The organism is Ketobacter sp. MCCC 1A13808 (assembly GCF_009746715.1).
Lineage (GTDB): Bacteria > Pseudomonadota > Gammaproteobacteria > Pseudomonadales > Ketobacteraceae > Ketobacter.
In genome coordinates, this window is record NZ_VRKW01000001.1 from 262,773 (window position 1) to 288,808 (window position 26,036).

Sequence of the window (26,036 nt, forward strand, 5' to 3'; positions counted from 1 at the left end):
TTTCTGAATGCATTTAGCTGGCGCTGGGTGTAGACGGCGCAGCGGGCTTTTTCGAGTCTGATTTAGCCGCACTGCCGGAATCACTGTCCTGCTTGGCTAGGTTCTTCTTTTTACCGGTTTTAAAGTCAGTCTCATACCAGCCTGAGCCGGAAAGACGAAAACCCGGAGCGGAAATACGCTTTTTAAGGCCGTTCCCCTTACATTCTGGACAGTCAGTGAGTGCGGAGTCGCTCATTTTCTGGATTGCTTCCAACTCGTGTCCACAATCCGGGCACTGGTATTCATAGATAGGCATCTCAATAAATCCTCGAGCAAAAACCTACAAGCAATTGATTTTATTGCTTATTTTACTAATCGCGCAGACCAAGGTCTGCACATCGAAAAAAAAGGGGCACATTATAACGGGTTGGGGCCGTTTATGAATACTATTACCTGCACTTCACCCGCGGAGCGGACCTTAGCCCAACCGGTACCAAGGCGGCCTTGGGATCACCCTCCCTGTGTTCATTTTGCATTAGTGCCCCTACAGCGCCAAACGAAGTTCGACTTCAACCGCGCTAATTGGTCAACACGCAGCGCCGTGACAAACCTGGAAATTACGCAGGGAACTTGGCAGCAATAAATTCTAACTCGGATTTTCACTGCCGGGCTTGGGGGCGAAACAGGGACGGCAAGCACAGAACAACATAACGAATTCCACACGACAACTTCGACACACAATCAACTAAACCGGACGCTACCATCGCACAACCTAGCACACCGGACACGATGATATATGGTCAAAACAGCACAACAAAGGGGTCACCTTCTGGTCCATTTTTTAACGCGCAGAGGCATATAATTTTTGTGTTCAGGACAAACTACCGCGTTGATCGTTTAAAAATACGCATTTTTCTTGGCAAACCCTATAAAAACAGGCAAAAAGTCCATTTATTTACTTGCTAGACTAAAAATTAGCATCAATAATTATTCGCGACAGCGGGACTGTTGTTGTGATTTTCCTCTGGATGCATCATGCAAGCAACGCAACTGAACCTGCCATAACTAAAACCAAAGGAAGCAACCATGCCTGTAAAAAAGAAAGCTCCTGTTAAAAAAGCCGCTGCTAAAAAAGCGCCCGCAGCAAAAAAGGCTCCGGTAAAAAAAGCCGCTGCTAAAAAAGCGGCTCCAGCTGCCGCCCCCAGAAAAATCACCGCTGTTAAAGAAGCGATGACCAAAACCCAAATTCTGAACTCCATTGCTGAGAGCACTGAGCTGAGCCGTAAGCAGGTTCAATCTGTTCTGGACGAACTCGGTGTATTGGTAGAGTCCCACGTCAAGCCGCGCGCAGTAGGCCATTTCACCATCCCTGGCTTGATGAAAGTGATGGTTGTTCGTAAGCCTGCAACTAAAGCCCGCAAAGGGATCAACCCGTTTAATGGCGAAGAAACCATATTTAAGGCTAAACCAGCCCGCAATGTGGTTAAGGTACGACCGCTGAAAAAACTGAAAGATATGGCTGAGAAATAAAACGGAGGGGCTTTTTAGCCCCTTCTTCTTTTCCCGATCCCGACTGCCGCGAATAACCTCTCTCTCCTGAGCTGATTTTTTCATCCCCCCTTCTGTATTGTTATGCATTGCAACAAGCCGTAAAATCGAGCCCAATTTTGCTGAAACCTGCCGGAGGTTGAAAAACCCGATGAAAACCACTGAGTACCTACTTGCCACCCAGCGCGAAGTGCCCGCTGATGCCGAGGTCATTAGCCACCAATTGATGCTGCGTGCCGGGATGATCCGCAAGCTGGCATCCGGACTCTATACCTGGCTGCCAACGGGTCTGCGGGTGCTACAAAAAGTGGAACGCATTATTCGTGAAGAAATGAATCGCTCGGGCGCAATGGAAGTGCTAATGCCGGTCGTGCAACCTGCCGAACTGTGGCAGGAATCCGATCGCATCCACGCATACGGCCCGGAATTATTGCGCATTAACGACCGCCACCAGCGAGAATTTGTTTTAGGCCCTACTCACGAAGAAGTCATTACAGACCTGGTCCGCAACAACATCCAGAGTTACAAACAACTGCCGTGCAACCTGTATCAGATCCAAACTAAGTTTCGTGATGAAATCCGCCCCCGCTTCGGCATTATGCGGTCTCGAGAATTTATCATGAAAGACGCATACTCGTTTCATTTGAATGAAGCGTCGTTGAGTGCAACCTATGACGTGATGTACCAGACCTACAGCACTATCTTTACTCGGTTGGGTTTGAACTTTCGTCCGGTGCTGGCCGACACCGGTAGTATCGGCGGTAACAGCTCCCATGAGTTCCATGTTTTGGCCGAATCCGGTGAGGATGATATCGCATTCAGCGACACCAGCGATTATGCAGCTAACGTCGAAATGTCTGAAGCCCTGGTGATCGGTGACCACCGACCGGCGCCGGGCGCGGCCGCATCAGAAGTTGAAACACCCGGGCAACATACCATCGAAGACGTATCCTCGTTCATGAGTGTAGGATCTGAGACCATCGTTAAAACGCTGGTTGTGCATTCTGTGGAATCAGAAAACGGACCGGGGTTGGTAGCGCTCGTGCTGCGTGGAGACAAAGAACTCAACGAAATCAAAGCCGAAAAACATCCGCTGGTTGCTTCACCGTTGACCTTCGCCACCGAGGAAGAAGTGGAAAAGACCATTGGTTGCAAGCCCGGATCAATCGGGCCTATCGGCCTGAGCATCCCGGTTATCGCCGATTTGAGTGTGGTTAATCTAGCGGATTTTGTTTGCGGCGCGAATCGCGATGGGCTCCACTTGAAGAGTGTTAACTGGGAACGCGATGCTCGATTTAATGAAACCTGGGACATGCGCAATGTAACGGAAGGCGACCCCAGCCCGGACGGTCAAGGCAAGTTGCTCATCAAGCGCGGTATCGAGGTTGGTCATATTTTTCAGTTGGGAACGAAGTACAGCGAAGCCTTAAAAGCCACTGTGTTGGATGAATCAGGCAGAAGTCATCCGATGCCGATGGGTTGCTACGGAATCGGGGTGACCCGGGTGGTTGCCTCGGCAATTGAACAGAATAATGATCAATACGGAATTTTGTGGCCGCAAGCCATTGCCCCCTTCGAGCTGGCGATAGTGCCGCTTAACAATCACAAGTCGCCGGCAGTAAAAGAAGCAGCCGATGATTTATATAAGCAGTTCACCGATTTGGGCATTGAGGTACTCTACGATGATCGCAAAGAAAGACCCGGGGTTAAATTTTCGGACATCGAATTAATCGGCATCCCGCATCGCATTGTGATCAGCGACCGCGGCTTGGAAGATCGCACTTTTGAATACAAGCAACGTACCGAAAACGAAAAAGTGCATGTACCTGCTGCCGAGGTAATTGAGTTCATTCAGCAAAAGCTGAAGCAGGCCTGATAAAGTCCCGCAACCGTTATGACGGGCTGCTAAACTAGGGACTATGATGGTCAGAAAACTCCCCCTAATCTGGTTTCGTTTGTTTAATCCTGCCAGCATGCTGCTATGCGTGCTGACCGGGTTGCAAACCCATATCGTTAACGCCGCAACGCTGGAGCGGCCGGATGATGAAACCCGCACTCTTCTTCATCAAACGATTGATAAAGCCGATAGTTTTAAGGATCGATTTGATGCGGAAGTCTGGCTGGTGGATATGGATGCCAGACTGGCCCGCTACGTTAAAAACCCTCAGGAGAGAATGCACATCCTGCAACTGGTACACACAGAATCACATCGCTTTCAGTTACAGCCGGAGCTGGTGCTGTCGGTGATGCACGTTGAGAGCCTCTTTGACCGGTACGCCGTTTCCACAGTGGGAGCACAAGGTCTGATGCAAGTGATGCCGTTCTGGAAAAATGAAATTGGCACCACCAGCGACAACCTGACGGATATAGCCACCAATATCCGCTACGGATGCGCTATCTTGAAAACCTATTTAACCCGTGAAAAAGGAAATATGATGCGTGCTCTGGCACGCTACAACGGCAGCCTGGGCAAAACCTGGTACCCAGAGCGAGTTTTCAATGCCTGGGAACGCTATTGGTTTGTCCGGTATTAAGTGATCTTAGTCTTATCGGATCGGTATAAAACCACGCGGTTTCTGCCCTGCTCCTTCGCCTGATACAGCGCTTCATCCGCGTTCGAGATAAGCTCTTCCGGTGTTTTAAGATCCGGCGTAAGCTGCGCCAGGCCGATACTAGTGGAGATAGCAATGTCCTTGCCTTCGAACGGGATAAGGGTTTCGCACACCCGGCGACACAATCGTTGCGCGACCACTTCTGCCCCCTCCAAGTCTGTACTGGGCAGTAAAACACCGAACTCTTCACCACCATAGCGACCCGCAACATCCGAATCACGCAATGACCGGGTAATCATCTGGGCAACTTCGACCAACACCTTATCGCCGCCAAGATGGCCATAAGTATCATTGATGGATTTGAAGTGATCCAGATCAAAGAGCATCAGCGTCAGATCTTGCTGATAACGGTGGCTGCGGTTAAATTCTTCTGTGAGGCGCGCCTGCCAGTGGCTGCGGTTGAATAATTGGGTCAGACCGTCAGTGCGGCTCATCTGCTCCATCTTTTTCATCGCAGCCTGGTGCATACTGTGATAAATCGCTGTATCCGTAACATCGAAAATCATCACACAAACACTTTCCACTTCACCCTGGGCATCTTTGATCGGCATCAGTTTGATGTCCTGGAACATATACTCCATACCACTGGTGACCGGACGATTGTGCTTAAAAGTAAACAAGTGGGAGCGTTGTTCCCAGGAAGTAAACGCAAAGTTCTTGAGCATAAACACGCTCTTAATCTTGCGCGCAAACCACCGTTCAGGCAGATCAGGAAAGCGTTCAAACAGATTTTTACCCACCACCTCGACCGCTGACTGACCGCTATGGGCTACCATAAAACTGTTCCAGATGACAACGTTCATATCCCGATCGAGAATAAAAACGCCGATGTTCGCGCGGTCTACGATATATTCGAGCAGTTCACGGGAGGCTTCAAACTTAGACACTAAAGATCTTCCAGTAAGCGATCCAATGCGGTCTTAACGACTTGTATAGAGTCTCCGGGCATCAGCAAAAACATCGTACAGCTGAAGGAACGGTCTTCAAGCGTATAGGATATTTCAACTAACAGAGCGTGATCCCAAGAGGTCGCTTCCTGCTCCAGCAACTCGGCGATCGGTAAATGCTGCCCCATGATATTGGGCGGCGAGAAGCCCAGTTCCACTTCCATCTGCTGGCCAATTCCATTGAGGCAGGCGCCATTCAAAATGTTGGTTACGTCCAGCAATAATTCTTTTTCAGTGGCGGGTGTCAGCTGTTCGTCATAGGCAAGCAGGTCGGCCAACTCCTTGAACGAGCTGTCAGTGAAAACCACAATGGCTTCACCGCGAATACCTGACCCGGTATCCAGCTGATAAAAGCCCTGGCTCACGCCGGACACCGTCACCTGATGCCCGCCCACCATGGACTCGAGTTCAATATTCAGCTTGTCACGGCTAACCAGGCGAATTCTGGGTACCGACAAATGAATAAACACTTCCAGGAACCGCGCCAGGGAATCACCAGCCTGTCCCATTGCGACATTAACGACTTCCTGTAGGCAGTCCCGCTGATCCTCTGACAGTGCCAACGTAGTATTCATAACAAACCATACTTCTTCAGGACTTCCTGAAGCTTGTTGCCATCAACGGGCTTTTTAATAAAATCCAAGGCACCTAACGCCATCACCCGCTCTCTTGCCTCGGGTTGAATATCGGCTGAAATAACGATGACAACGCACTTGTGTCCTTCCTTTTTAACATTTTCCAGAACACTATAACCATCCATCTCGGGCATGGTTAAGTCCAGGAACACCATCTCTCCTTTTCCGGTACGAATGGCCTCGAGCCCTTCCACTCCATTGCAGGCCATAGTCACGTCCACATCCCAGCCCTCCGGCAAAGAACGCCTGACCTGCTTTCGGGCCATCGCAGAATCATCGCAGATTAATAACGGTATGGACATGCTACTCCTTCTATCAATTGGGCCCACAAACGAGAAAGTGGGCGCCAATTTATCAAATTCCTATTCAGTATAGCCGGTTTCCTATCCGATCAAGGGGTAATACCTGCACAGAGCAAAATAATTACGTACTTACAGCCACTTGAGGCGGACTGGAGTGCAAAAAACCCGCGTAAAATAGCGGGTTTTTGTCGGACGATAGCGGCCTAATACCGGGCTATTCCTCGGAAACCGGGATCTTCCCGATTTTAGCCTGCCAGAGCTTGGGGGCGGTGTTGTGCACTGAGGTGCCAGCGCTGTCCACCGCTACGGTGACGGGCATGTCCTCAACCACAAATTCGTGGATCGCTTCCATTCCCAGCTCCTCAAAAGCGACGATGCGGGACTTTCGGATCGCTTTCGAAACCAGATAAGCTGCACCGCCTACGGCCATCAGGTAGACCGCTTTGTGCTGCTTAATCGCTTCGATTGCGAGCGGACCGCGCTCGGCTTTACCCACCATACCCAAAAGCCCGGTTTGAGCCAGCATGGTTTCCGTAAATTTATCCATACGGGTTGCGGTAGTGGGCCCGGCAGGCCCCACGACTTCTTCCCGCACCGGATCGACCGGACCGACGTAATAGATAAACTTGCCTTTGAAATCTACCGGCAGAGTTTCGCCCTTATTCAACATATCCACCATACGTTTGTGGGCGGCATCACGGCCGGTCAGCAGGGTGCCGTTCAACAACAGCGTGTCGCCCGGTTTCCAGCTCAGCACGTCTTCCGGCGTGATGGTATCCAGATTCACCCGGATCGCGCTGTCGCCACCGGCTGAAGAAATGTCAGGCCAGTCCTCCAGTCTGGGTACTGGCAACTCGGCAATACCGCTGCCATCCAGCTCAAAATGCACGTGCCGGGTTGCAGCGCAATTCGGAATCAGCGCCACAGGTAACGACGCGGCATGAGTGGGATAATCCTTAATTTTGATATCCACGACCGTCGTGAGCCCCCCCAAACCCTGCGCACCAATACCCAGTGCGTTCACTTTGTCATACAGTTCCAGACGTAATTCTTCAACCCGGTTTTGCGGACCTCGCTTCATCAGGTCATGAATGTCAATCGGATCCATCAGGGACTCTTTCGCCAGCACCATGGCTTTTTCAGCGGTACCGCCAATCCCGATACCTAACATACCCGGAGGACACCAGCCTGCCCCCATAGTGGGAACGGTTTTGAGTACCCAGTCGACGATACTGTCGCTGGGATTGAGCATGGCCATTTTTGATTTGTTTTCCGATCCGCCACCCTTCGCCGCTATGTGCACGTCTACGGTATCACCGGCAACGATTTCGTAATGAATGACGGCCGGCGTATTGTCTTTGGTGTTCGATCGCGCCCCCGCAGGATCCGCCAGAATGGACGCACGAAGTACATTGTCGGGGTGATTATAGGCTTGCCTCACTCCTTCGTTCACCATATCAGTAACACTCATTCTGGCATCCCATTGGACATTCATGCCCACCTTCAGGAACACCGTCACAATGCCTGTGTCCTGGCAAATAGGACGGTGACCTTCGGCACACATACGGGAGTTAATCAGAATTTGCGCCATGGCATCTTTAGCAGCCTTGGACTCTTCCTGCTCATACGCTTCGGTGACGGCTTTGATAAAATCGGTCGGGTGGTAATAAGAAATATATTGCAGGCTATCTGCAATACTCTGGATAAAATCGTCCTGGCGAATAACGGCCATGGCCTACTCCTCTCTGTGTCTTTCTGACCTGTGATGGCCGCTATTTTATCCCATATGACGGGCTAATTCACCCGCCAACTTGCGCGCCCCTTTCGGGTGCAAATCAAGAAAACTCAATAACTTGGAATGGAATAATTGGGGCTTTTCGAGATGACAGAAATGCCCAGCACCCATTATCCGGTAAAGTTCGACCGGCGCAGAGAAATCCTGCTCTCTTAAGCTGTACTCAAATAAGCGGGTGTCGATGCAGCCGTCACGGTCCCCGCACACCATCAACGTAGGCACACTGATACGGGTCTTCAATGCCTTCATCGCACGCCCGTGTTCAGCATCGAATACGTTGAAGAGGCAACGATAATAAGCCAGCACCGCCGTCCGAGAATCAGCGGATTGAAGGGATTCCAGCACGGCATCTAATAGTTGCTCAGGCGCTTGCCAACCCGGAGACCAACGTCGCCAAAGCGCTTTGACCAAGGCTCCGTCCTTTGCTTGCAGTGACCATTCTGCCAGCCCCCGGATTTGAAAAAACAACATGTACCAGGATTTTAAGAATTGTGAAGGCCGTTTAAGCAACGCCTTTAAGCCGCCCGGCAAGGAGGGAATAGCAATACTGGACATAGAGAATAACCGGTCAGGATAGCGCGCCGCGACAAACCAGGCGGTAACCGCCCCCCAATCATGGCCGATAAGATGAGCCCGCTCTTCACCCACCCGGTCGATCCAGCTAACCAGGTTTTGTGCTAGATCGGTGGGAAAGTACCGGCCTTCGGGATCGACGCTACTGGCTTCATACCCGGGCATCACCGGCACCAGCACCCGGTAACCGGCCTCTACCAACTCCGGTATCAACAGGTGGTAACTGAGGCAGGAATCCGGGAAGCCATGCAAGCAAATGACCAGAGGGCCGGGACCATCCCAGAAGTGCGCAGTATAGGTTTTTTTTTCGCAGACATTTTTTAGTATTTGCGGTTTAATTCCATTAACCGGCACAAAACCAGGGGGCTTTTCAGAGGGCTTTAAAGACATAACCTTTCATCCTAATAAGCAAGAATCCATAAGGACAGTATTAACATGAACGGCGTACCGCCACTAGTAATGAAATTACCGGCCACGGAACAAACGCAACATATTTTACTGGAAACTGACGCCCGTAAGATCAACGCTGAGATAGAACATTTACCTTACGCCGACGCCGCCACTGCACTGACAATGGCCTACCGGCGCCTGTACACCCTAAACCGGTTTTCTATGCCCCCGGCTAAACGCTTTAAGGCCGCGCAACCGTTCCATAATGCGTTCGTACGCTTTGTGGCACATTATCGCAGCCGGATCAGCGGCCGGTTTCATGCCCAGGACACCGACAGAAACGAATTGGATCTGCTATTAAACTTCATGCTCGAATTGGGTTACGCCTATAAACACCTGATTCAGGACACCCTTTACGCCGGGAAAAATCACGGCAGACAAATCAATGGCATCGCCAGCGTAATCTATATGGCAGTGTTGTACTCCTACTACTACAGCCTTTTCTCTTATAACCGGGGCCGATTGCTCGGCCCCGGACATTGGGTGGAATTCCACTGGCTGTACGCATTGGCCTGTGACACCGGCACCGAAAACGACACCGTCCCTGATCCGCACACCCACTCCTCCACCGTAGAGAATGTTTATAAAAAAGCGCTGCTCCTGGGCATCAGCTCACCCTACACCCGGGCAGCCGATGAGCAATGGCATAGTGCTGACTACCTGGAACGACATGCGCGACTGGTCAGCTTATACCCGCCGCCGGATGCTCATTTTTTACAGGAAGCCTATAGCGTGTCACCGGAGTGTACTTCTTCCGCCTTCATTCCCGGCTCACAGTTCCAGGTTCATCCGCAAACAAAGCTGCTCGATAATGGCAGGCTTCTGGATACATTGCATAAGCAGATTCAGGGTTTAAAACGAGGAGAGCCACTGCGCACGGCCGGACTGAAGAACGTGCAGCGCGACCAGGCTGTGCAACTTCTTACAACGTTGTTCGATACCTGGTCACGGTCTTCTACTCGCAGAGATGAACGCCGTGTATCCAATGAGCAAATAGGTCTGGTATGGGGCTTGGATAACATTTGCATTATGCTTGATCCGGATCAAAGGAGAATGGCCGCTATCCGCAATTCTGGTGCCGGGACGGATAGGCGAGCCTGGTCAGTCGCAAACGATGAAAGCCCCAATGGGTTCTGTGTACGAATCAAAGAGGGTAGCCCGAGCTACCCCGAAACGGGCCAGATCGTCGCGCTGATTCGCGAACACCAAGGCCGTAAGAGTCTGGAAATGGGTATGGTCAAATGGGCCGCCATCAGCCGCGACGACATCGCCAGATGTGGTATTGAGCGACTGCGTGGAAACGCGAAAAAAGTCAGCTTGCGATCCAATGACGAGTTGATATCGGAGCGCAATGGATTGTTGATCTTAAGGAAGCTGACGAGCAAAACCCTGGAGCGGCAAGTGGTGGTACCAAACGGTGCCATTAAACCCCAGAATACCGTCAGCCTGCTGCCGAGCGGCGAGAGTCATTGCTCCGATTTTAAAGTAGATAGCTTAATATTGAAGACCCGCAATGTGGATGTATTTAAAGTCGAGCTGTTGTGAAGCACCACTGCGCATAGAAATAAACAGCGGTGGCGGGCTCGGGTAGCAGAAGTTACACTAAGCGGCGTCAATATCGGGTCAAAGCGACCAGCTCCAAGGCCGCTTTCTATCGGGCATCAGAGAACCAATTATTCATAGATGAATTATATAAAAGCAGCCGGAGCGCTGACTGGATTTGTTTTGCTAGCATTGTTTTGCTTCACTGCTTCCGCACAAGCCCAAATTCAAATAGAAGGAACGCCCAATCCATTCGCTCTTTCCTATTGGGTGGACAGCTCTGCTGCCATTGCGGATTTTGAGCGCCTGCCAGACCCGGTCTCGTTTGAACAGGAATCAGAATGGCTGGGCGTTTCGCCGGGGTGGCATCCCGCTTCCGACAGCTCGCTCAATTTCGGTATTATACCGGATGCCGTCTGGCTCAAACTGGAACTGGGTAGCACACCAGAACCAACCCCCAGGTTATTGGAAATTGCCAACCACAAAATCACGGATCTGAGCGCATTCGTCATAAAAAAACGCAATGGTGTATCGGTAATCCATCAGACCCTTCACCTCAGCGATAAAATACCAATCTCTCAGCGCCCTTATCCCTCGCGACATTTTGTCTTCCCAATCGAATTGACACCACAAACAGATACCACGATTTATTTTCGCGTGCAGAATTTCTATCCCATGAAATTGCCCATCTCCCTCTGGAGCCCTGTGCAACTGGAGCGGCAGAACGAATCGCGAATACTATTTCAGGGAATTTACTTTGGCGTAGTGCTGATCATGGCGATCTACAATCTGTGTATTTATTTTTTTGTCAAAGACAAAAGCTACGGCACTTATAGTTTGTTTATCCTGTGCCTGGCCGGGTTTATCATGGTGGACCGGGGATTGGCAATCCAGTACCTATGGCCGGAAAATCCGGGGCTCGATTTCCAGATGGCCATCTTTTTCACCGCGCTAGGTTCGGCCATCAGTGTCCCATTCACCATCCACTTTCTATCTCTGCATACCCATGCCCCCAAAATCGCTTCTGCCCTACGCTATTTGTGCGCTCTCTGGATAATCATAACCGTCCTGTCCGTTATCTATCCCCCTGACTGGTTGCTTTATTTGGTGGTTGCTTTACTACCACCAGGCAGTGTTACGTTATTGGCCATTGGCGTCCTGATGTGGAAGAAAGGGGTGCCTGCAGCACCCTACTATACGACAGCCTGGTTTGTACTGATCGCAGCAATCGCCGTTTTTGATGCCTATTTAGTGGGTTGGTTACCGGTATCTATCTTTACCGAATATTCATTACAGGCAGGCAATATGATTGAAGTGACCCTGCTTTCTTTAGGGCTTGCATACCGTATTAAATCCCTGGATCGGGAAAAGCGCGAAGCAGATTTGCTTAGCCAAACTAAAAGTGAATTTCTGGCCACTATGAGTCACGAGATTCGCACACCAATGAATGGTATTTTGGGTATGGCTGAATTGCTGCGTGACACCAAGCTGAATACCCAGCAGTCTACTTATCTGAACACCATACTCAGCTCCGGAACCACGTTAATGACAGTTCTGAACGACATACTTGATTTTTCGAAAATCGATGCCGGCAGGCTGGAGCTGGAGGAGGTGTCATTCAACATCAGGCGTTTGGTTGATGACACCGCAGGGGTGTTCGCCATGAAAGCACCGGAAAAGAACCTGTTCTACAATGTCTATATTTCTCCCCGGGTGCCAGCCAGAATTTTAGGCGATCCGGTTCGACTTCGTCAGATACTGACCAATCTAATCAGTAACGCGTTTAAATTCACTTTGGAAGGGGAAGTGATCCTATATGTGGACAGCGACCGGGAGGGGGGAAAAATACGTTTTAAGGTTTGTGATAGCGGAATAGGCATTGCACCCGATAAATACAATACCATTTTCGAACAGTTTACCCAGGCCGAACGAGCCACCAGCCGACACTTTGGCGGCACTGGTCTGGGGTTGACCATCTGCAAAAGCTTTATTGAGTTAATGGGTGGGGAGATTGGTCTTGAGAGTAAACCTGGCGCGGGATCTACTTTTTGGTTCCAGTTACCGTTAAAGGAAGCCGTCCCATTTGGTTCGGTCAATGAAAGCGATTTGGCGGCCAAAGCCCGCGATCTGGATATTCTGTTGGTCTCGCCGGATACCCGTTTTATTGAACAGATCGAAGACTATCAACAAATCTGGCATTTTAATATGGTCACCGCACCCGCCGTGCATCAGACCATCACGCTCTGTAACGGCCGCACCAAACCGTTCCAATTTATTATGCTGGACCAATATTGCGAAGATTTTTCCGCGGAAAGCTTCAACAAGCTGCTGATAAAACAGCCCTGGGCGCAACAATCGCAGTTTATGCTGGCGGTAAAGCCTGGCTTTGATCGTAGCCAATTAAACTCGAACGAATCGCCTTTAAGCTTTGAAGAATTCCCCGTCAGCATTACCCGCCTGCAGTTGAAAATGGGTGAAATCATGGGCTTTAGCAAACTGGTACAATCCGCCCCAAAAGCGCAGAAATTATTAAAACAGGCGCGGGTTCTGGTGGTCGATGATAATCCGGTGAATACCCTGGTCGTAACCGGCTACTTGAGAAAGTTGGGCATTGAACCCAGCGTTGCTGAAACCGGTAGTGAGGCGCTAACGATCGTTTTCAATTCGCCTACCCGTTTTGATCTAATTCTGATGGACTGCGAGATGCCGCTGATAGACGGCTATCAAGCCACCCGGGACATACGCCAGTGGGAGTCGGACAATGGCTTCTTACCCCAGCCTATTTGTGCCCTGAGTGCCCATGCAATGGCCGCAAGCAGAGAGAAATGTTTCTCTTCGGGCATGAACGGATTTTTGTCAAAGCCCATTGTGTTCCCGGAATTAAAAGCCACATTGGAACAATATTGCATTGCTTAGTTTTGCGGGCAGATTAGACTTCCGATTTGCCGCCCTTTTCCTCAATCACGGGCGATGGGTGAGACCCGCTTTGCGCGTGTTCAGACGTACCGTTATCTGCAGAGGTGTCGAACAGGTCTGCAAGATTGATTTGCCATCGTTCAAGACATTCTCCGACACCGCGCTCGTGGAGCTGCGAAACCCGTTTATGCCAACCCGACTTTTTATGTAAATCCAGGGCCATGGTATCCCCGAAACAATCCATAAACAGTTGGGCCAGAGTGTATTTATGCAGGTCGCGGATCAACGTGATATCCCCTTCCCCACTCCGCCTAACCAACTGAATGTCCACCAGAATATCGGTATAATTTTCCCATTCACGACTGGTTATCCAGGGCATTTTTTGCTGAAAAACCACTTCTTCGGTCACGTGTCCACTGGCCTGCATTCGGTACAACGATTCAAGAATGGATAAAATATTACCCAGTGAGGATGTCGCGTGTAGCCGCTGTCCCTTAAAGCTGGTCATCGCCTGCACAATCTCTGCGCCGATCAGCAAAATATTCCACGACACAAGAATCCAGATAAGGAAGATAGGCACTGCCGCAAATGCACCGTATACCAGCTGATAGGTCGGGAACATGCTGACAAACAAGGTCACTGCGCGACGTGCCAAATCAAATAACACCGCTGCAACCAGGCCACCGGCAATGCCGTGCAAAAACGGTACCCGAGTATTCGGTATGGCAATATAGGCCAGGGCGAACGCGATACCACTCATAAAAATGGGTAGTAGACTGAAGACAAACCGTTTCGTGCCTGCTAACGGTACAATGTCGTAAATTATGTTCAACGAGGCCACATAAGAGGACACCGCAAAAGCGCCCCCCATTAACACAGGACCGAGACTTAGCAGCGCCCAATACAACAGGAATCCATTTATACCTTTACGGGATTCTGATACATGCCAAATGGTATTGAACGAGGTTTCTATTTTTCGCAACATCAGGACCGAGGTGACAAAGAGCATCACGACCCCCACGCTGGTCAGGTTCGATGCTTGCTGCGAAAAGTTGTGCAGATAATCCTGTAACTCGGATCCGGTGGCTGGAACGAAATGTTCGAAGACAAAATCCTGCATGCTGGTTTCCATACCTTTTAATTCAGGTATCAATGCCAGGATGGAATACACCACCGTCATAATCGGCACCACAGCGAACAACGAGGTAAATGCCAGATAAAAAGCAGCCCTATCACTTTCATGACGGAAAAAGGAAGCCCCGACGTAGTGGATAAAAGCGAACGGCGTGTCGTCAATGATCCGATGATAATACTGCTTTAATTTGTCCAATTCCCTGCCCTGTCTCTGCTTTTCGTCTCTATTGGTTTTTCATACCGGGATTAGTCTATACAATAGACCATCTCATTCACAATGAACTATAACCACCGGCCGTACAATGACCACGACTCTTTATCATAACCCCCGCTGCTCTAAATCACGCGAAACATTGAAACTGCTCGAAGATAATGGCATCACGCCAGAAATAGTACTGTATCTGGACAATCCACCGGATGCCAAAGCGCTGAAAAGTCTGCTGAAAAAGCTCAACCTGAAGCCACGCCAGCTCATGCGCACCAAAGAAGCCGAATACAAAGCTCAAGGTCTGGGCGACGAATCCCTGACTGAGGCAGAACTCATAGAAGCGATGGTGAAAACGCCTAAGTTGATAGAGCGACCTATTTTTATCAATGGCAGCAAAGCAGCCTTGGGTCGGCCACCGGAACAGGTTCTGGAGATACTGTGAGTAACCGAATCCTGATTCTTTATTACAGCCGCGGCGGACACACCCGGAATATGGCAAAGATCATTGCGCGCGGCGCTGAAGCCGTCGCCGGCACGGAAGCTCTGCTCCGCACCGTACCCAACGTATCCCCGGACAACCTGGCTTCAGAAGCCGAGATTCCACCGCAGGGCGACATCTACGCCACTCTGGAGGACCTGGCTGCATGCGACGGGTTAATTCTGGGCTCCCCCACCCGTTTCGGAAACATGGCTGCGCCGTTAAAATATTTTCTGGATAGTACCAGCGCGCTGTGGATGAAAGGGGCGTTAATTAACAAACCAGCCGCCGCGTTTACTTCTACCAGCAGTCTGCATGGCGGACAGGAATCCACTCTTTTAAGTATGATGCTGCCGTTATTGCATCACGGCATGGTGTATGCCGGACTGCCTTATAGTGAAGCAGCTTTAATACAGACACAAGGTGGCGGTACTCCTTATGGTGCCAGTCACTGGGCCGGCGCAGACAGTCAGCGAAATCTGGACCCCCAGGAAGAGCAACTGTGCGCAGCCCTGGGCAAACGTATCGCCCATTTAGCGGAAAAGCTAAACCCCTGACCCAGTGATAAACTAACTGAAATATAGGAACTATCATTATTAATACGCCCGATACTGCTGAGCAATACCTGCAATTATTAACACGCAAAGCGAATCTTACCTACCGGCTTACTCTGGCCGCGCTGATCTCCATGATTGTTTTATTTTTGCTGTGGTTCTTTGTATTGCTGCCGCCGACACACCCCTTAACTATCGCGTCTATACACATCGTTCCGTTGCTCCTTTTTCTGCCGGCAATATTGCGTCGAAACCCCCGTTCGTTTGCTTGGCTTTGTTTTGTTGTGTTGTTGTATTTTTGCCAGGGCTCTGTCACCGCATTTGCATTGCCGCAACTGCTGGGCAAGATCGGCTTGACTGAAGCGTTGCTGACTACCTGGCTTTTTTGTGCCTCTATGATGGCCTCCCGTTACCACGGGCAATTAGCCGCGCAGTCCTGACTGGCAGCTAATCTGATTTAGTTCGCTATACTGTGAGTTTTATCGTTAAAATTTACCTTGCTACCGGTTGTTGACTGCTCATGCTCGACACTGCCAGAAAACTGGAGACCCCCGAAGCGATCGACCTGGAAATCCACGTCGCCGGTGCTACTGTGCGCATTCTGGCGTTTTCCATTGACAGCATAATCCGGTTGGTCTTTCAGATGATCGTAGGCATCGTGTTTGCCATTCTGGGGGATTTCGGAATCGCATTTATGATGATTCTGACATTTGTGCTGGAGTGGTTTTATCCGGTGCTGTTCGAGGTGCTGAATAATGGGCAAACCCCCGGTAAAAAGGCCATGGGGATTGCGGTAGTCAATGATGATAGTACCCCCATCGGTTGGTCAGCATCCATCATCAGAAACTTTCTGCGCATTGTGGATATGCTGCCCTTCGGCTATCTGGCGGGCCTGGTGAGTATCAGCCTGAATCCGGATTTCAAGCGTATCGGGGACCTGGCAGCAGGCACTCTGGTGGTCTATCGGGACAAGGCATCTGTGCCTCCGCAATGGCCAGACATAAAAAGTGCGCCACCTCCGGTGCCATTAAACTTGTTACAGCAAAGGGCAATACTTTCATTTGCCGAACGGCATGGCAAACTCACAGCGGAGCGTCAGTGCGAACTGGCGAACCACCTTCAGCCGGTATTAAAAAAACAGGATCAGGATGCAGTGAACTATCTGCTCAGAATTGCTACCTGGCTACGGGGCAGCAAATGAAGCAGGAGTTTTTCGAAACTAAATTTACCCCTGCCTGGGACGCATTTGATCAGCAGTTAACGCTACTGGAAAAAAACAAACGAAAACGTGAGCGGTTGCAGATCGAAGGGTTTGCTGAAGGGTATCGACAAATTTGTCATCACCTTGCCCTGGCCCAGACGCGTCAATACAGCCCCTACCTAATCGACCGTTTAAATAATCTGGCATTGCGTGGTCACCAGCAGTTGTATCAGCACCACGGCAATCTGTTTCATCATTTTATTCATTTTATGCTGATCAGTTTTCCCCTGGCCATACGCAAAGAATACAAACTGATTATTCTCGCCAGTGTATTATTTTTCGGGACCATGATTGTGGCCGGCTTGCTCACTTATTTCTATCCCGCATTGATTTATCACATTTACCCCGAATCCGCAGTTCGGGAATACACCACTATGTACAATCCGGAAAGTCACCAGCTGTTTAATGCAAAGCGCAGCTCGGGTGAAGATTTCACCATGTTCGGGTTTTACATAAAGAACAATATCGGGATCGGATTCCAGACCTTTGCCAGTGGATTTATATTGGGTATCGGCGCGCTGTTTAATTTGTTATTTAACGGTGTTGCGTTGGGTTCGGTGGCCGGATACATGACGCAATTGGGTTTTACCGACACTTTTTTCCCGTTTGTTATCGGCCATGGCGCATTTGAGTTAACCGGTATTGCCGTCGCCGGTGCAGCGGGTTTAAGGCTTGGCTACGGATTGCTTAGTCCGGGCCGACTGAGCCGCAAGGATGCGCTGATAAAATCAGCGAAACAAGCCATACCTTTGGTATACGGCACCTTCCTGTTGCTTTTTGTGGCCGCCTTTGTCGAGGCGTTCTGGTCCTCCAGCAGCGTGGTACCGAATACGGTGAAGTACATTGTAGGCGCCGGCTTCTGGGTATTGGTGCTGGGTTATTTTAGTCGGGGAGCACACCGTGGAGCTTGATAAAATCTCAGTTCAGGTGCGGCCGCGCAACCCCTATGAAGCCATCGATCTGGGCTGTGTCATGGCCAGACAATGGTATCTGCCTATGTTGGCATTATGGCTGGCGTGGGCACTACCGGTGATGGGTATCAGCTATCTGATCTTTTATGAACAACCCTGGTGGGCGCTATTATTGGTTTGGTGGCTTAAGCCGCTGTTCGAATCACTGCAATTACATTACATATCCGAAAAATTATTTAACGATGACCTGAGCTGGAAAACGGTTTTACCCCGTTCCCACAAGATTCTGTTCCGAAACCTTTTTTCTAAGCTGATCACTCGACGTCTTGCCTTCGCACGATCATTCGATATGCCGGTAGGGGAATTGGAAGGCTTAAAATCAACATCCAGACGCAAACGACTGAACACAATGCACCGCGACGGCAATGCAGCCGGGTTCTGGTTGACCATGATCGGCAACGGCATTGAAACAACCTTTGTACTCGCTGTATTCAGTGTGGCGTGGCTATTTATTCCCATGCAGATGTCCATCGACTTTGAACTGCAAAAATTACTCGACAGTGCACTGCTCTTCCCGGTTATCACCGCATCGGGCTTTTTGGCGATGACGCTGGTTTCACCGTTTTACGTTACCGCTGGATTTATGCTGTACATTAACCGCCGGACCTGGCTGGAAGCCTGGGATGTAGAGCTTTCATTCCGGCAACTGGCCAGCAAACATCAGGCGCTTACCGGAACCGTATCAGTGATCCTTGCACTGCTGATTATGGTTTCTTTGGCAGCGACGCCGACACCAGGTTATGCAAACCATGTTGATGTCGTCAACGACCCCGAATTAAGCCGTAATCAGATCATTGAAATTTTAGAAGGCGAGGATTACCAAAACTGGCAGAGTGAACAGGCCTGGCGCTTTAAAAAAGCAGATCAGGAAGACGACAGCAGCCACTGGTATGACGACGCCCTGGAGAATTTTATTGATTGGTTGAGGGGGTTGAAAGACCAGTCCACCCCGCCGGGCGATCACGCCGCCATTATCCTAATGCTTCTGGAAGGTTTGCTCTGGATTGCACTCGCAGCCTTCATCGGATACCTGATCTACCGTTACCGTCACATCATCGTACCCCGCTTTGATTCACTGGCATCGCCCGCAGCACAGCCCACCGGGAAGATATTCGGCCTCGAATTGAGTAAAAATGCATTCGATGGCAAGGTTATTGAAACGGCTTCGGACTATTGGCAACAAGGTCAGCGCCGCGAGGCTCTCAGCCATATGTACCGTGCTGCGTTGTCCTATCTGGTCTATGAACGCAAACTCAGGCTGCAAAGTAGTCAGACCGAGCAAGAGTGCATGCGCCTTTGCATGGTCACGGAACCGGAATTCCGAAGCCGGTATTTTAGTACCCTGACACGCCACTGGATTAATCTGGCCTATGCACACCAGGTTTTGTCCGACGACGATTTTTTCCGACTTTGTGAACAATGGGACCAATTCAGCACCCCTGGGCAAGGGGTGCACCATGACTAGCCGTACCGGCGTTGCGATTGGAGTTGGGGCATTGATCACCGTGCTACTCGGCGCCTTCATCTACTCCAATCTTGAGCGTTACACCCGTTATGAAAATGCCGGGCCGGAATTAGACGTGAGGCTAAACCCCTGGCATGCAGCGCAACAATATCTGCGGTTTTGGAATATTGATTCCCACCGATCTTTCAACCTGAATCCGGTGCTGGATAAACTGCAGCCCACCGATACATTGGTGCTGGCTAACAACGGCCCTATCGTCAACCCCGGCATGCAACAACAGTTGTTTAACTGGGTAGCTGACGGCGGTCACCTGGTCATCAACGCTCACAACACTTGGCAATTTGAATCGGAATCCAGTGGCGACGATTTTCTGGATTCGCTGGGCATCCGTGTGTACTCCACGGAAGATGAAGAAGAGGTGGACGAAACGGCATCGGACACCGAGCCTGAGGCCGATCGGGAGCCGGACGACGCTGCGGCCCGATCGGAAGACACCGTTCCCGATTCGCCAATAGAAGGTGGGCAGGAAGAAGCCGGCACATCCTGTACTTTTTTCAATCTGGACGACGTCCGTTTACTTCAGCTAAACGAACACCTTCTGCAGATCGAATCTGTGCCCTGGCGCACGCTGGAGCCCGCCTATGATATTGAGGCCATTAGCGGAGAACACTGGCCAAACCCCCTGCTGCAAGTTCAGCTCGGTAACGGCACACTTACTGCGCTATTGGATACCACGATCTGGCAGGATAACCGCATCAGCGAACTGGATCATGCCTACCTGCTGTGGTATTTGGTAAAAGACAGCACCACCACCTGGCTGGTCAGCAGTGACGACAGTGAAAGTTTGATGCAGCTAATATGGCGTACGGCCCCATATCTGCTGATCGCGCTGGCGTGTTTAATCCTGTCATGGGGATGGCAACGCTGGGTGCGCTTCGGCCCGATGATTCAACCTCCGGCACCCGGTCACCGCAAAATTACGGAACATATCGAAGCCAGCGCCCGCTTCGGTTGGAATCATGGTGAAGCTCATCATTTGCTGGAGCCGTTACGTGATGATATTAAACAAAGAGTCAGCCGCCACTGTACCTATTCCTATAAGAATGATGCCACTCAATGGCTGCAGTATGTCGCCAAAATTGTGCACATAGATGAATCCGAATTAGCCCATGCTATGGCCGGTGAAGCCCCCAGGCACGAACAAGACTGGACCCACCTTATCCATCAATTACAAACCATAAGGAACGCGCTATGACACAAGCACCCCAGGACATCAGCCTAAGCGAAGCCTTTGCACAGGTTCAGCACATGCGCGAACAGATCGCCAAGGTGATGGTGGGCCAGCAGGATGTCGTCGATCAGGTGTTGGTTGCACTGCTTGCCTCGGGCCACATTCTAATCGAAGGCGTTCCCGGACTCGGCAAAACCCTGCTGGTTAAATCCCTGGCCCAATGTTTTCAGGGATTGTTCGGGCGGGTGCAGTTCACCCCGGATTTGATGCCGTCGGATATTACCGGCCACGCGCTTTATGACATGAAGCAAGAACAGTTTAAAATTCGCCGCGGCCCTGCATTCACCAATTTACTACTCGCCGACGAGATCAACCGGGCTCCGGCAAAAACCCAGGCGGCGCTGTTGGAAGTTATGCAGGAAAAGCAGATTACGATTGAAGGAAAAGCGTTCCCTGCACTCACTCCGTTTATGGTACTCGCGACACAAAACCCGATAGAACACGAAGGCACCTATCCCCTGCCGGAAGCAGAGCTGGATCGCTTTATGCTGAAAATATTGATTCATTACCCCACCGCAGAAGAGGAAGTTCTGCTGGTGAAACAAGTTACCACCGGGCGTATTCAGGACACGCTGAACGTGGATGCCATCAAACCGGTGATACAGGCCAGCGAGGTACCCCGGTTGCAAAAAATCACCTGTGACATCCAGGTCGATGACGCCGTGTTTGACTATGCCGTGCGTATAGCGCGCAGTACCCGTGAGTGGCACAGCTTCTCTCATGGGGCCGGTCCCCGCGCCAGCATCGCTTTGGTTCGAGCCGCCAGGGCTCATGCATTATTACAACAGCGGGAATTTGTAACGCCCGACGATGTAAAGCAAATGACACTGCCGGTGTTACGCCACCGGGTTGCGCTGACCGCAGAAATGGAAATTGAAGGGCTCAATATCGACGATGCATTAACACAATTGCTAAATGAAGTGGACGCACCACGTTTATGAGGCCCACCCCCCGCACCTACCCGTTACTGTGCTGCTGGCTATTGACCGGTTTTGTCGCTGCACTGAACAACTGGGTGCCGGCGAGTTGGAACAACCCCGGATGGCAGCCCGCACTGGTGCTATTGTGGCAAATGACAGGAATTCTGGCTGGACTCCTGTTACTGGTTGACGGGCTGAGCCTGCGAGGTATCAGCGGGATTACCGTCGAGCGGCGCCACGCCGAGAATCTGGCCCTGGGTGTCTGGTCCAAGGTGGACATTATAATCCACTACCAAGGCACGCAAAAACGGCCTATAGAGGTGTTTGACCATTATCCTGACCAGTGCGACGCGCAGCTGGCCCACCAGACTGGAATGCTCGATGCCAACGCTGCGGCTATTTACAGCTATCGCATACGCGCGATCCAACGGGGTGACCACCAATTCGGCCATACTGATGTGTTGGTCGGATCCGCTCTGGGATTGTGGCAGCGACGTATTGCCGAGGGCGAGACCAGCACGATTAAAGTATTTCCCAATTTTGCCGCTGTTTCCCAATACACTACCATGGCCATGGAGCAGCAGTCCTCACAGCTGGGCATCCGGTTGCAACAAATGCGTGGTCAAGGCACTGAATTTCGGCAACTGCGGGAATTCCGCCAGGGTGACAGCCTGCGTCAAATTGACTGGAATTCCTCGGCACGGCAACGGAAACTGATTTCGCGGGATTATCAGGAAGAACGGGACCAACAAGTCGTGTTTCTGGTGGATTGTGGTCGACGTATGCGCTCAAAAGACAGCGAACTTAGCCAACTGGATCACGGTCTGAATGCAATGCTGTTAATGAGTTATGCCGCGTTAAAGCAAGGTGATAGTGTCGGTGTGTTGTGTTTCGGCAGCGAACTGCGCTGGCTCAAGCCCGTCAAAGGTATCGCCAACCTGACTAAAATCCTCAACCGTGTTTATGATATTGATGCCAGCACTCAGGCCAGTGATTACAACGAGGCCATTAAGCAGCTTATCAGCAGACACTCCAAGCGCGCTCTGGTGGTATTGCTCTCCAATATCAGAGATGAGAATAGCGAAGATTTGCTCGCCTCGATCAAATTGCTCCAGCATAAGCACCTGGTCGTGCTGGCAAATCTGGAAGAACCGGAAGTACAGTCGATGCTGGACGCGCCGGTTGAGAACTTTGCGGACTCGCTGCGTTTCTGCGGTGCTATCCACTACCTTGAGCAGCGTAACCAAGCATCCGGCCGATTTAACCGTAATGGCATATTGACCGTAAACAGTTCGCCTCAGACCATGCCAGTGGCCCTCGTGAACCGCTACTATGAGATCAAACGGGAGGGTCTGCTTTAACGCCGATAATCCAGTAGCGACTCGAAAAAAGCGCATCAACCGTAGTATAATTAGCTACATTTTGTACAAAAAATGATAGAACCGGAAGTCCTAATGTATTTTTTGCCCTTTCCCAAATCGCTGTGGCTGGCGACTTCAACTATTTCTTTGGCGCTGACCTGTGCCTGCCACGCTGCGCCCTCGGACTCCTATTCAGCGGAATCCCGCGCCGTTCCCTATCAACAGGAAATGGATTTCAGGAAAGCGGCGCGGGAACAGCGGGAGAAAGAGATCCGCCTGGGTGAGAAGCTGCTCGAACAAAAACGGCAGACGCAGAACCAGTCCGGATCACGCAATCACACCGCCACTGAAACTGAACCGGAGCCGGTGCCAAAGTCAACGACGGCGCCTGACAATATCCGTCATCAAGCCAAGCCCTACCGTGGCTATCGTCAAACGGTCCGTGACGCCTATGCCGAACAACTGCCGATGGTAATTGGTGACAATTGGATTCTGAAACACACGTACGCCGGTTGCAGCCTGCATTCATCCACCAAATTAATGAACGACGGGGTGGGCTTGACCTCGGTTAGCCTGGTGCTGACCGATTACGTATGGGAGCTCAGAACCCAGTCCGATATTGAACCCCGCCACCCGCAAAACGGTATTCTCTTGCCCAACCAAAAGTTAGTGAGAGTGGAACAGGTTATGGAGAACACCAACGCCCAGTTTCCTGTGCACAGCAATGAAATTACCGCAGCATTGCAATCGGCGGACAGTTTAGAGGTACACTTGAGCTTCTGGCCTTCCTGGCCCATGACTGATATCGAAACCGCCCGAATAACGGTGTCGGGATTCTCGGCGGCTTACGATAAATGGCAACAGTGCAATCGTCATTTCGGATATCGTTGACCGCACTCCCCGTCATTCCCCCCTGTGTCCTGTCACTAGTGCTTGAGCGGAATTAATTGGTACACTGAGATCAGGCCAATGAATCAGGATGGAGTAAATTGCATGACGACCACCTTGCTAGCGGATATCGGAGGCACCAAAACACAACTCGCACTGGCAGACGAAAACGCCCACATCAGCCAGCCGTTCTATGCCCTGAACAAAGAACACACTCAATTCGAATCGCTGTTAACGCAATATTTACAGGACAAGCCAAAACCGGTGAATGCCGTGATCGCAGTTGCTGGTCCGGTTGACGGCAACATCCGTTGCCAAATGACCAACCTGTCCTGGTTAATCGATGGCATTCGATTGAAACAACAATTCGGTTTCAGCAAAGTGGTGGTGATGAACGATCTGCAAGCCACCTCTTGGGGGCTGACCTCCACTACTGAACAGGCCGCGTTACGTCTGCTGCCGAGCGGTGGAGAGCCGGCACCACAGTTGAACTTCAATTTACCTGTCGTGGTGATCAGTCCCGGCACCGGACTGGGCCAATCCTGCATCTACCCCCATGACGGAGACTATGTGATTGCCGCCACCGAAGGCGGACACAAAACTATTGCGCCTTTCGATAATTTGTCTGCACAGTTAATCGCGAACCAATGGCGACAAAGCAGCCGGCCGGTTAGCTGGGAGAACTGGTTTTCAGGATCCGGTATTGCCAATTTGTATAGTGCAATGTACCCAGGACAGACCGTTCCGGACAACGAAGAGATCGGCCGGCGCGCCAATCAGGATCCAAGCTCTGATTGCGGCAAGGTAATGGACGTGTTTGCCAAAGCCGTTTACGCCGAGGCCGGCAACCTGGTATTGCAATATTTGGGTTGGGGCGGCGTGATTGTGGCCGGTGGCATTCCTGCAAAACTGCAAAACCTATTCAGCAAGCCGGAGAATATTCAGTACCTGAGCAGCAAAAACGAATATCTGGATCGGTTGCGATCCGTGCCTGTCGCCTTATGTCTGGAACAGAATATTCCGATTCGGGGGGCAGCGGTTTACAGTCGGCGGTTACTGAAATCAGAGCCGACTTAAAGACCCCGGTTGGCCAATGCCTGTTTACGATAGGCACCGGGAGATTCGCCTTGCCAACGTTTGAACGCGTGATAAAAGTTCGAAATATCCGAAAACCCCAACAGCTCCGCCAGCTCCTCCATATCGACTCCCGGATCACTCAAATCACGCAGCGCTCTTTGATGACGACATTGATCCCGGATGGTAACAAAAGACGTATTTTCCAACTTTAGTTTTCGCTGCAAGGTGCGGGGGGTCATATTGAAATTGGCGGCCACGTCTTCCAGCTGGGTAGCAGCTGCGCCCAGATTACGCGAAATAAAATAGGCTACTTTTGCAGCCAAAGTCTCCCGGCTTTCAATGGATTTCAACTTGTCTTTGGCACGCGCCCTCACCCCGGAATGATACTCAGGATAAGACGTGAGCAAAGGTTCCGATAACTGCCGCTTGTCAAACACCAATTCATTACGCAGGCAACCAAACTCCACGCTGGTATTAAAAATACGCTGATATTCGTCAACATAATCCGGCTGCGTGTGTACAAATCGAACCTTCGTCAATCGCAGTCCCTGGGGAATAATTGCGTTTGCGATAGAAAATATAGAGGCGGCCATCACATCGTGATGAGCGATCCAATTGGATTTCACTAAAACACGGTCGACCGAATACACCAACACCGCGTTGAAACCCAGAGTTTCAAGGGAAAATGACGTCAGAGGTGTGACCAAATCTTTAAACAGAAACAACTCATCCAGCGCCTCTTGAACGTTGCGGCTGGTAGCAATGAGTTGGCCTACCAGATCCAGGCTATGGTATTGGATGGATTCTCCCAACAACAACCCGAAAGCCGGATTATTCATACCCTGATACGCTGCATCGAATAACTTTAATTGCTGCTCAACGCTTACAAAGGTACCCGAGTGGCTCAACACCCCAGGGTCCACCTCTGCTGAATGCAACAGCGTTTCCACATTTAGCCGATTACGAATGGCTAAATCCAGAATAGCGGGAATGATCGCAGCGGGAAGCAACCTATCTTTCATAAATTATAAACATGGTTTATCTGTACAACCCGATATTTAAAAAGGGATAACGAGGCCGAAACACACACCATTGCGGCCAATGCAGACAGAATACGTCTAAAGTGAGA

The 26,036-nt window shown here is 50.8% G+C and carries 24 protein-coding genes; 16 read left to right on the forward strand and 8 right to left on the reverse strand.

The annotated features are described in order from the left end of the window. Positions 1–13: 13 nt before the first annotated feature. The gene (locus tag FT643_RS01260; RefSeq protein WP_156868867.1) at positions 14–295 is read right to left on the reverse strand and encodes an FmdB family zinc ribbon protein; all 282 of its coding nucleotides are present in this window, start codon (positions 293–295) and stop codon (positions 14–16) included. A 770-nt stretch (positions 296–1,065) separates the two neighbouring features. Here FT643_RS01260 and FT643_RS01265 point away from each other — a divergent pair. The 3 genes from FT643_RS01265 (at position 1,066) to FT643_RS01275 (ending at position 4,061) form a co-directional block, all read left to right on the forward strand. After that, positions 1,066–1,509, forward strand: a complete 444-nt coding sequence (locus FT643_RS01265; RefSeq protein WP_156868868.1) for an HU family DNA-binding protein — start codon at positions 1,066–1,068, stop codon at positions 1,507–1,509. 169 nt (positions 1,510–1,678) lie between these two features. Beyond that, positions 1,679–3,403: a proline--tRNA ligase gene (locus tag FT643_RS01270; RefSeq protein ID WP_156868869.1), complete on the forward strand. Its 1,725-nt coding sequence runs from the start codon at positions 1,679–1,681 to the stop codon at positions 3,401–3,403. Between the two features lie 46 nt (positions 3,404–3,449). Next, positions 3,450–4,061, forward strand: coding sequence for a lytic transglycosylase domain-containing protein (locus FT643_RS01275; RefSeq protein ID WP_232339805.1), 612 nt, complete (start codon positions 3,450–3,452; stop codon positions 4,059–4,061). On the opposite strand, the gene FT643_RS01280 is transcribed toward FT643_RS01275, so the two are convergent. The 5 genes from FT643_RS01280 to FT643_RS01300 form a co-directional block, all read right to left on the reverse strand. Then, positions 4,058–5,026, reverse strand: a complete 969-nt coding sequence (locus FT643_RS01280) for a GGDEF domain-containing protein (RefSeq protein WP_198043233.1) — start codon at positions 5,024–5,026, stop codon at positions 4,058–4,060. The two genes, FT643_RS01275 and FT643_RS01280, sit on opposite strands and share 4 nt — an antisense overlap. After that, a complete protein-coding gene (locus tag FT643_RS01285; protein WP_156868870.1) occupies positions 5,026–5,661 on the reverse strand; it encodes a histidine kinase in 636 nt (211 codons plus the stop codon). The genes FT643_RS01280 and FT643_RS01285 overlap by 1 nt, the downstream gene beginning before the upstream one ends. Next, positions 5,658–6,023, reverse strand: a complete 366-nt coding sequence (locus tag FT643_RS01290) for a response regulator (protein WP_156868871.1) — start codon at positions 6,021–6,023, stop codon at positions 5,658–5,660. Before FT643_RS01290 ends, FT643_RS01285 begins: the two co-directional genes overlap by 4 nt. 214 nt (positions 6,024–6,237) lie before the next feature. Further along, positions 6,238–7,755 carry a fumarate hydratase gene (locus FT643_RS01295; protein ID WP_156868872.1) on the reverse strand — a complete coding sequence of 506 codons (1,518 nt, stop codon included), beginning with the start codon at positions 7,753–7,755 and terminating at the stop codon, positions 6,238–6,240. 45 nt (positions 7,756–7,800) lie between these two features. Further along, positions 7,801–8,781: an alpha/beta fold hydrolase gene (locus FT643_RS01300; RefSeq protein WP_156868873.1), complete on the reverse strand. Its 981-nt coding sequence runs from the start codon at positions 8,779–8,781 to the stop codon at positions 7,801–7,803. Between the two features lie 45 nt (positions 8,782–8,826). On the opposite strand from FT643_RS01300, the gene FT643_RS01305 reads away from it, so the two are divergent. Next, on the forward strand, positions 8,827–10,386 hold the full coding sequence (locus FT643_RS01305) for a hypothetical protein (protein WP_156868874.1): 1,560 nt from the start codon (positions 8,827–8,829) through the stop codon (positions 10,384–10,386). A 138-nt stretch (positions 10,387–10,524) separates the two neighbouring features. Beyond that, entirely contained in the window at positions 10,525–13,299 is a 2,775-nt protein-coding gene (locus FT643_RS01310; RefSeq protein WP_156868875.1) for a hybrid sensor histidine kinase/response regulator, read from the forward strand. Between the two features lie 13 nt (positions 13,300–13,312). Here FT643_RS01310 and FT643_RS01315 read toward each other — a convergent pair whose 3' ends face one another. Then, the gene (locus FT643_RS01315) at positions 13,313–14,629 is read right to left on the reverse strand and encodes a YihY family inner membrane protein (RefSeq protein WP_156868876.1); all 1,317 of its coding nucleotides are present in this window, start codon (positions 14,627–14,629) and stop codon (positions 13,313–13,315) included. A 106-nt stretch (positions 14,630–14,735) separates the two neighbouring features. Between FT643_RS01315 and arsC the strand changes: the two genes are divergently transcribed. The 11 genes from arsC (at position 14,736) to FT643_RS01370 (ending at position 24,907) form a co-directional block, all read left to right on the forward strand. Next, the gene (arsC, locus tag FT643_RS01320) at positions 14,736–15,083 is read left to right on the forward strand and encodes an arsenate reductase (glutaredoxin) (protein WP_156868877.1); all 348 of its coding nucleotides are present in this window, start codon (positions 14,736–14,738) and stop codon (positions 15,081–15,083) included. Next, positions 15,080–15,676 carry an NAD(P)H:quinone oxidoreductase gene (wrbA, locus tag FT643_RS01325; protein ID WP_317621909.1) on the forward strand — a complete coding sequence of 199 codons (597 nt, stop codon included), beginning with the start codon at positions 15,080–15,082 and terminating at the stop codon, positions 15,674–15,676. Before arsC ends, wrbA begins: the two co-directional genes overlap by 4 nt. 113 nt (positions 15,677–15,789) lie before the next feature. Further along, complete coding sequence (locus FT643_RS01330; RefSeq protein WP_255473873.1) at positions 15,790–16,113, forward strand: DUF2069 domain-containing protein; 324 nt, start codon at positions 15,790–15,792, stop codon at positions 16,111–16,113. A gap of 80 nt (positions 16,114–16,193) precedes the next feature. Continuing rightward, entirely contained in the window at positions 16,194–16,874 is a 681-nt protein-coding gene (locus FT643_RS01335) for an RDD family protein (RefSeq protein WP_156868879.1), read from the forward strand. Continuing rightward, the gene (locus FT643_RS01340; protein WP_156868880.1) at positions 16,871–17,845 is read left to right on the forward strand and encodes a stage II sporulation protein M; all 975 of its coding nucleotides are present in this window, start codon (positions 16,871–16,873) and stop codon (positions 17,843–17,845) included. The genes FT643_RS01335 and FT643_RS01340 overlap by 4 nt, the downstream gene beginning before the upstream one ends. Next, positions 17,835–19,370 (forward strand): hypothetical protein, encoded by a 1,536-nt coding sequence (locus tag FT643_RS01345; protein ID WP_156868881.1) that lies wholly within the window; start codon positions 17,835–17,837, stop codon positions 19,368–19,370. The genes FT643_RS01340 and FT643_RS01345 overlap by 11 nt, the downstream gene beginning before the upstream one ends. Then, positions 19,363–20,625: a DUF4350 domain-containing protein gene (locus tag FT643_RS01350; RefSeq protein WP_156868882.1), complete on the forward strand. Its 1,263-nt coding sequence runs from the start codon at positions 19,363–19,365 to the stop codon at positions 20,623–20,625. The genes FT643_RS01345 and FT643_RS01350 overlap by 8 nt, the downstream gene beginning before the upstream one ends. Next, a complete protein-coding gene (locus FT643_RS01355) occupies positions 20,622–21,602 on the forward strand; it encodes an AAA family ATPase (protein ID WP_156868883.1) in 981 nt (326 codons plus the stop codon). Before FT643_RS01350 ends, FT643_RS01355 begins: the two co-directional genes overlap by 4 nt. Then, entirely contained in the window at positions 21,599–22,942 is a 1,344-nt protein-coding gene (locus tag FT643_RS01360; RefSeq protein WP_156868884.1) for a DUF58 domain-containing protein, read from the forward strand. Before FT643_RS01355 ends, FT643_RS01360 begins: the two co-directional genes overlap by 4 nt. A gap of 93 nt (positions 22,943–23,035) precedes the next feature. Next, a complete protein-coding gene (locus tag FT643_RS01365) occupies positions 23,036–23,833 on the forward strand; it encodes a hypothetical protein (protein ID WP_156868885.1) in 798 nt (265 codons plus the stop codon). A gap of 102 nt (positions 23,834–23,935) precedes the next feature. Further along, positions 23,936–24,907: a glucokinase gene (locus FT643_RS01370; protein WP_198043234.1), complete on the forward strand. Its 972-nt coding sequence runs from the start codon at positions 23,936–23,938 to the stop codon at positions 24,905–24,907. On the opposite strand, the gene FT643_RS01375 is transcribed toward FT643_RS01370, so the two are convergent. Then, a complete protein-coding gene (locus FT643_RS01375) occupies positions 24,904–25,929 on the reverse strand; it encodes an AraC family transcriptional regulator (protein ID WP_156868887.1) in 1,026 nt (341 codons plus the stop codon). The two genes, FT643_RS01370 and FT643_RS01375, sit on opposite strands and share 4 nt — an antisense overlap. Positions 25,930–26,036: the final 107 nt, after the last annotated feature.

What these genes read in the sequence shown, in the direction of transcription:
- FT643_RS01335 (WP_156868879.1), top strand. Translation starts at nt 16,194, where the DNA reads ATGCTCGACACTGCCAGAAAACTGGAGACCCCCGAAGCGATCGACCTG.
- FT643_RS01360 (WP_156868884.1), top strand. Translation starts at nt 21,599, where the DNA reads ATGAGGCCCACCCCCCGCACCTACCCGTTACTGTGCTGCTGGCTATTG.
- FT643_RS01265 (WP_156868868.1), top strand. Translation starts at nt 1,066, where the DNA reads ATGCCTGTAAAAAAGAAAGCTCCTGTTAAAAAAGCCGCTGCTAAAAAA.
- FT643_RS01310 (WP_156868875.1), top strand. Translation starts at nt 10,525, where the DNA reads ATGAATTATATAAAAGCAGCCGGAGCGCTGACTGGATTTGTTTTGCTA.
- FT643_RS01375 (WP_156868887.1), bottom strand. Translation starts at nt 25,929, where the DNA reads ATGAAAGATAGGTTGCTTCCCGCTGCGATCATTCCCGCTATTCTGGAT.
- FT643_RS01285 (WP_156868870.1), bottom strand. Translation starts at nt 5,661, where the DNA reads ATGAATACTACGTTGGCACTGTCAGAGGATCAGCGGGACTGCCTACAG.
- FT643_RS01275 (WP_232339805.1), top strand. Translation starts at nt 3,450, where the DNA reads ATGGTCAGAAAACTCCCCCTAATCTGGTTTCGTTTGTTTAATCCTGCC.
- FT643_RS01370 (WP_198043234.1), top strand. Translation starts at nt 23,936, where the DNA reads ATGACGACCACCTTGCTAGCGGATATCGGAGGCACCAAAACACAACTC.
- FT643_RS01260 (WP_156868867.1), bottom strand. Translation starts at nt 295, where the DNA reads ATGCCTATCTATGAATACCAGTGCCCGGATTGTGGACACGAGTTGGAA.
- FT643_RS01295 (WP_156868872.1), bottom strand. Translation starts at nt 7,755, where the DNA reads ATGGCCGTTATTCGCCAGGACGATTTTATCCAGAGTATTGCAGATAGC.
- FT643_RS01355 (WP_156868883.1), top strand. Translation starts at nt 20,622, where the DNA reads ATGACACAAGCACCCCAGGACATCAGCCTAAGCGAAGCCTTTGCACAG.
- FT643_RS01300 (WP_156868873.1), bottom strand. Translation starts at nt 8,781, where the DNA reads ATGTCTTTAAAGCCCTCTGAAAAGCCCCCTGGTTTTGTGCCGGTTAAT.
- FT643_RS01305 (WP_156868874.1), top strand. Translation starts at nt 8,827, where the DNA reads ATGAACGGCGTACCGCCACTAGTAATGAAATTACCGGCCACGGAACAA.
- FT643_RS01290 (WP_156868871.1), bottom strand. Translation starts at nt 6,023, where the DNA reads ATGTCCATACCGTTATTAATCTGCGATGATTCTGCGATGGCCCGAAAG.
- FT643_RS01270 (WP_156868869.1), top strand. Translation starts at nt 1,679, where the DNA reads ATGAAAACCACTGAGTACCTACTTGCCACCCAGCGCGAAGTGCCCGCT.
- FT643_RS01365 (WP_156868885.1), top strand. Translation starts at nt 23,036, where the DNA reads ATGTATTTTTTGCCCTTTCCCAAATCGCTGTGGCTGGCGACTTCAACT.
- arsC (WP_156868877.1), top strand. Translation starts at nt 14,736, where the DNA reads ATGACCACGACTCTTTATCATAACCCCCGCTGCTCTAAATCACGCGAA.
- FT643_RS01340 (WP_156868880.1), top strand. Translation starts at nt 16,871, where the DNA reads ATGAAGCAGGAGTTTTTCGAAACTAAATTTACCCCTGCCTGGGACGCA.
- FT643_RS01350 (WP_156868882.1), top strand. Translation starts at nt 19,363, where the DNA reads ATGACTAGCCGTACCGGCGTTGCGATTGGAGTTGGGGCATTGATCACC.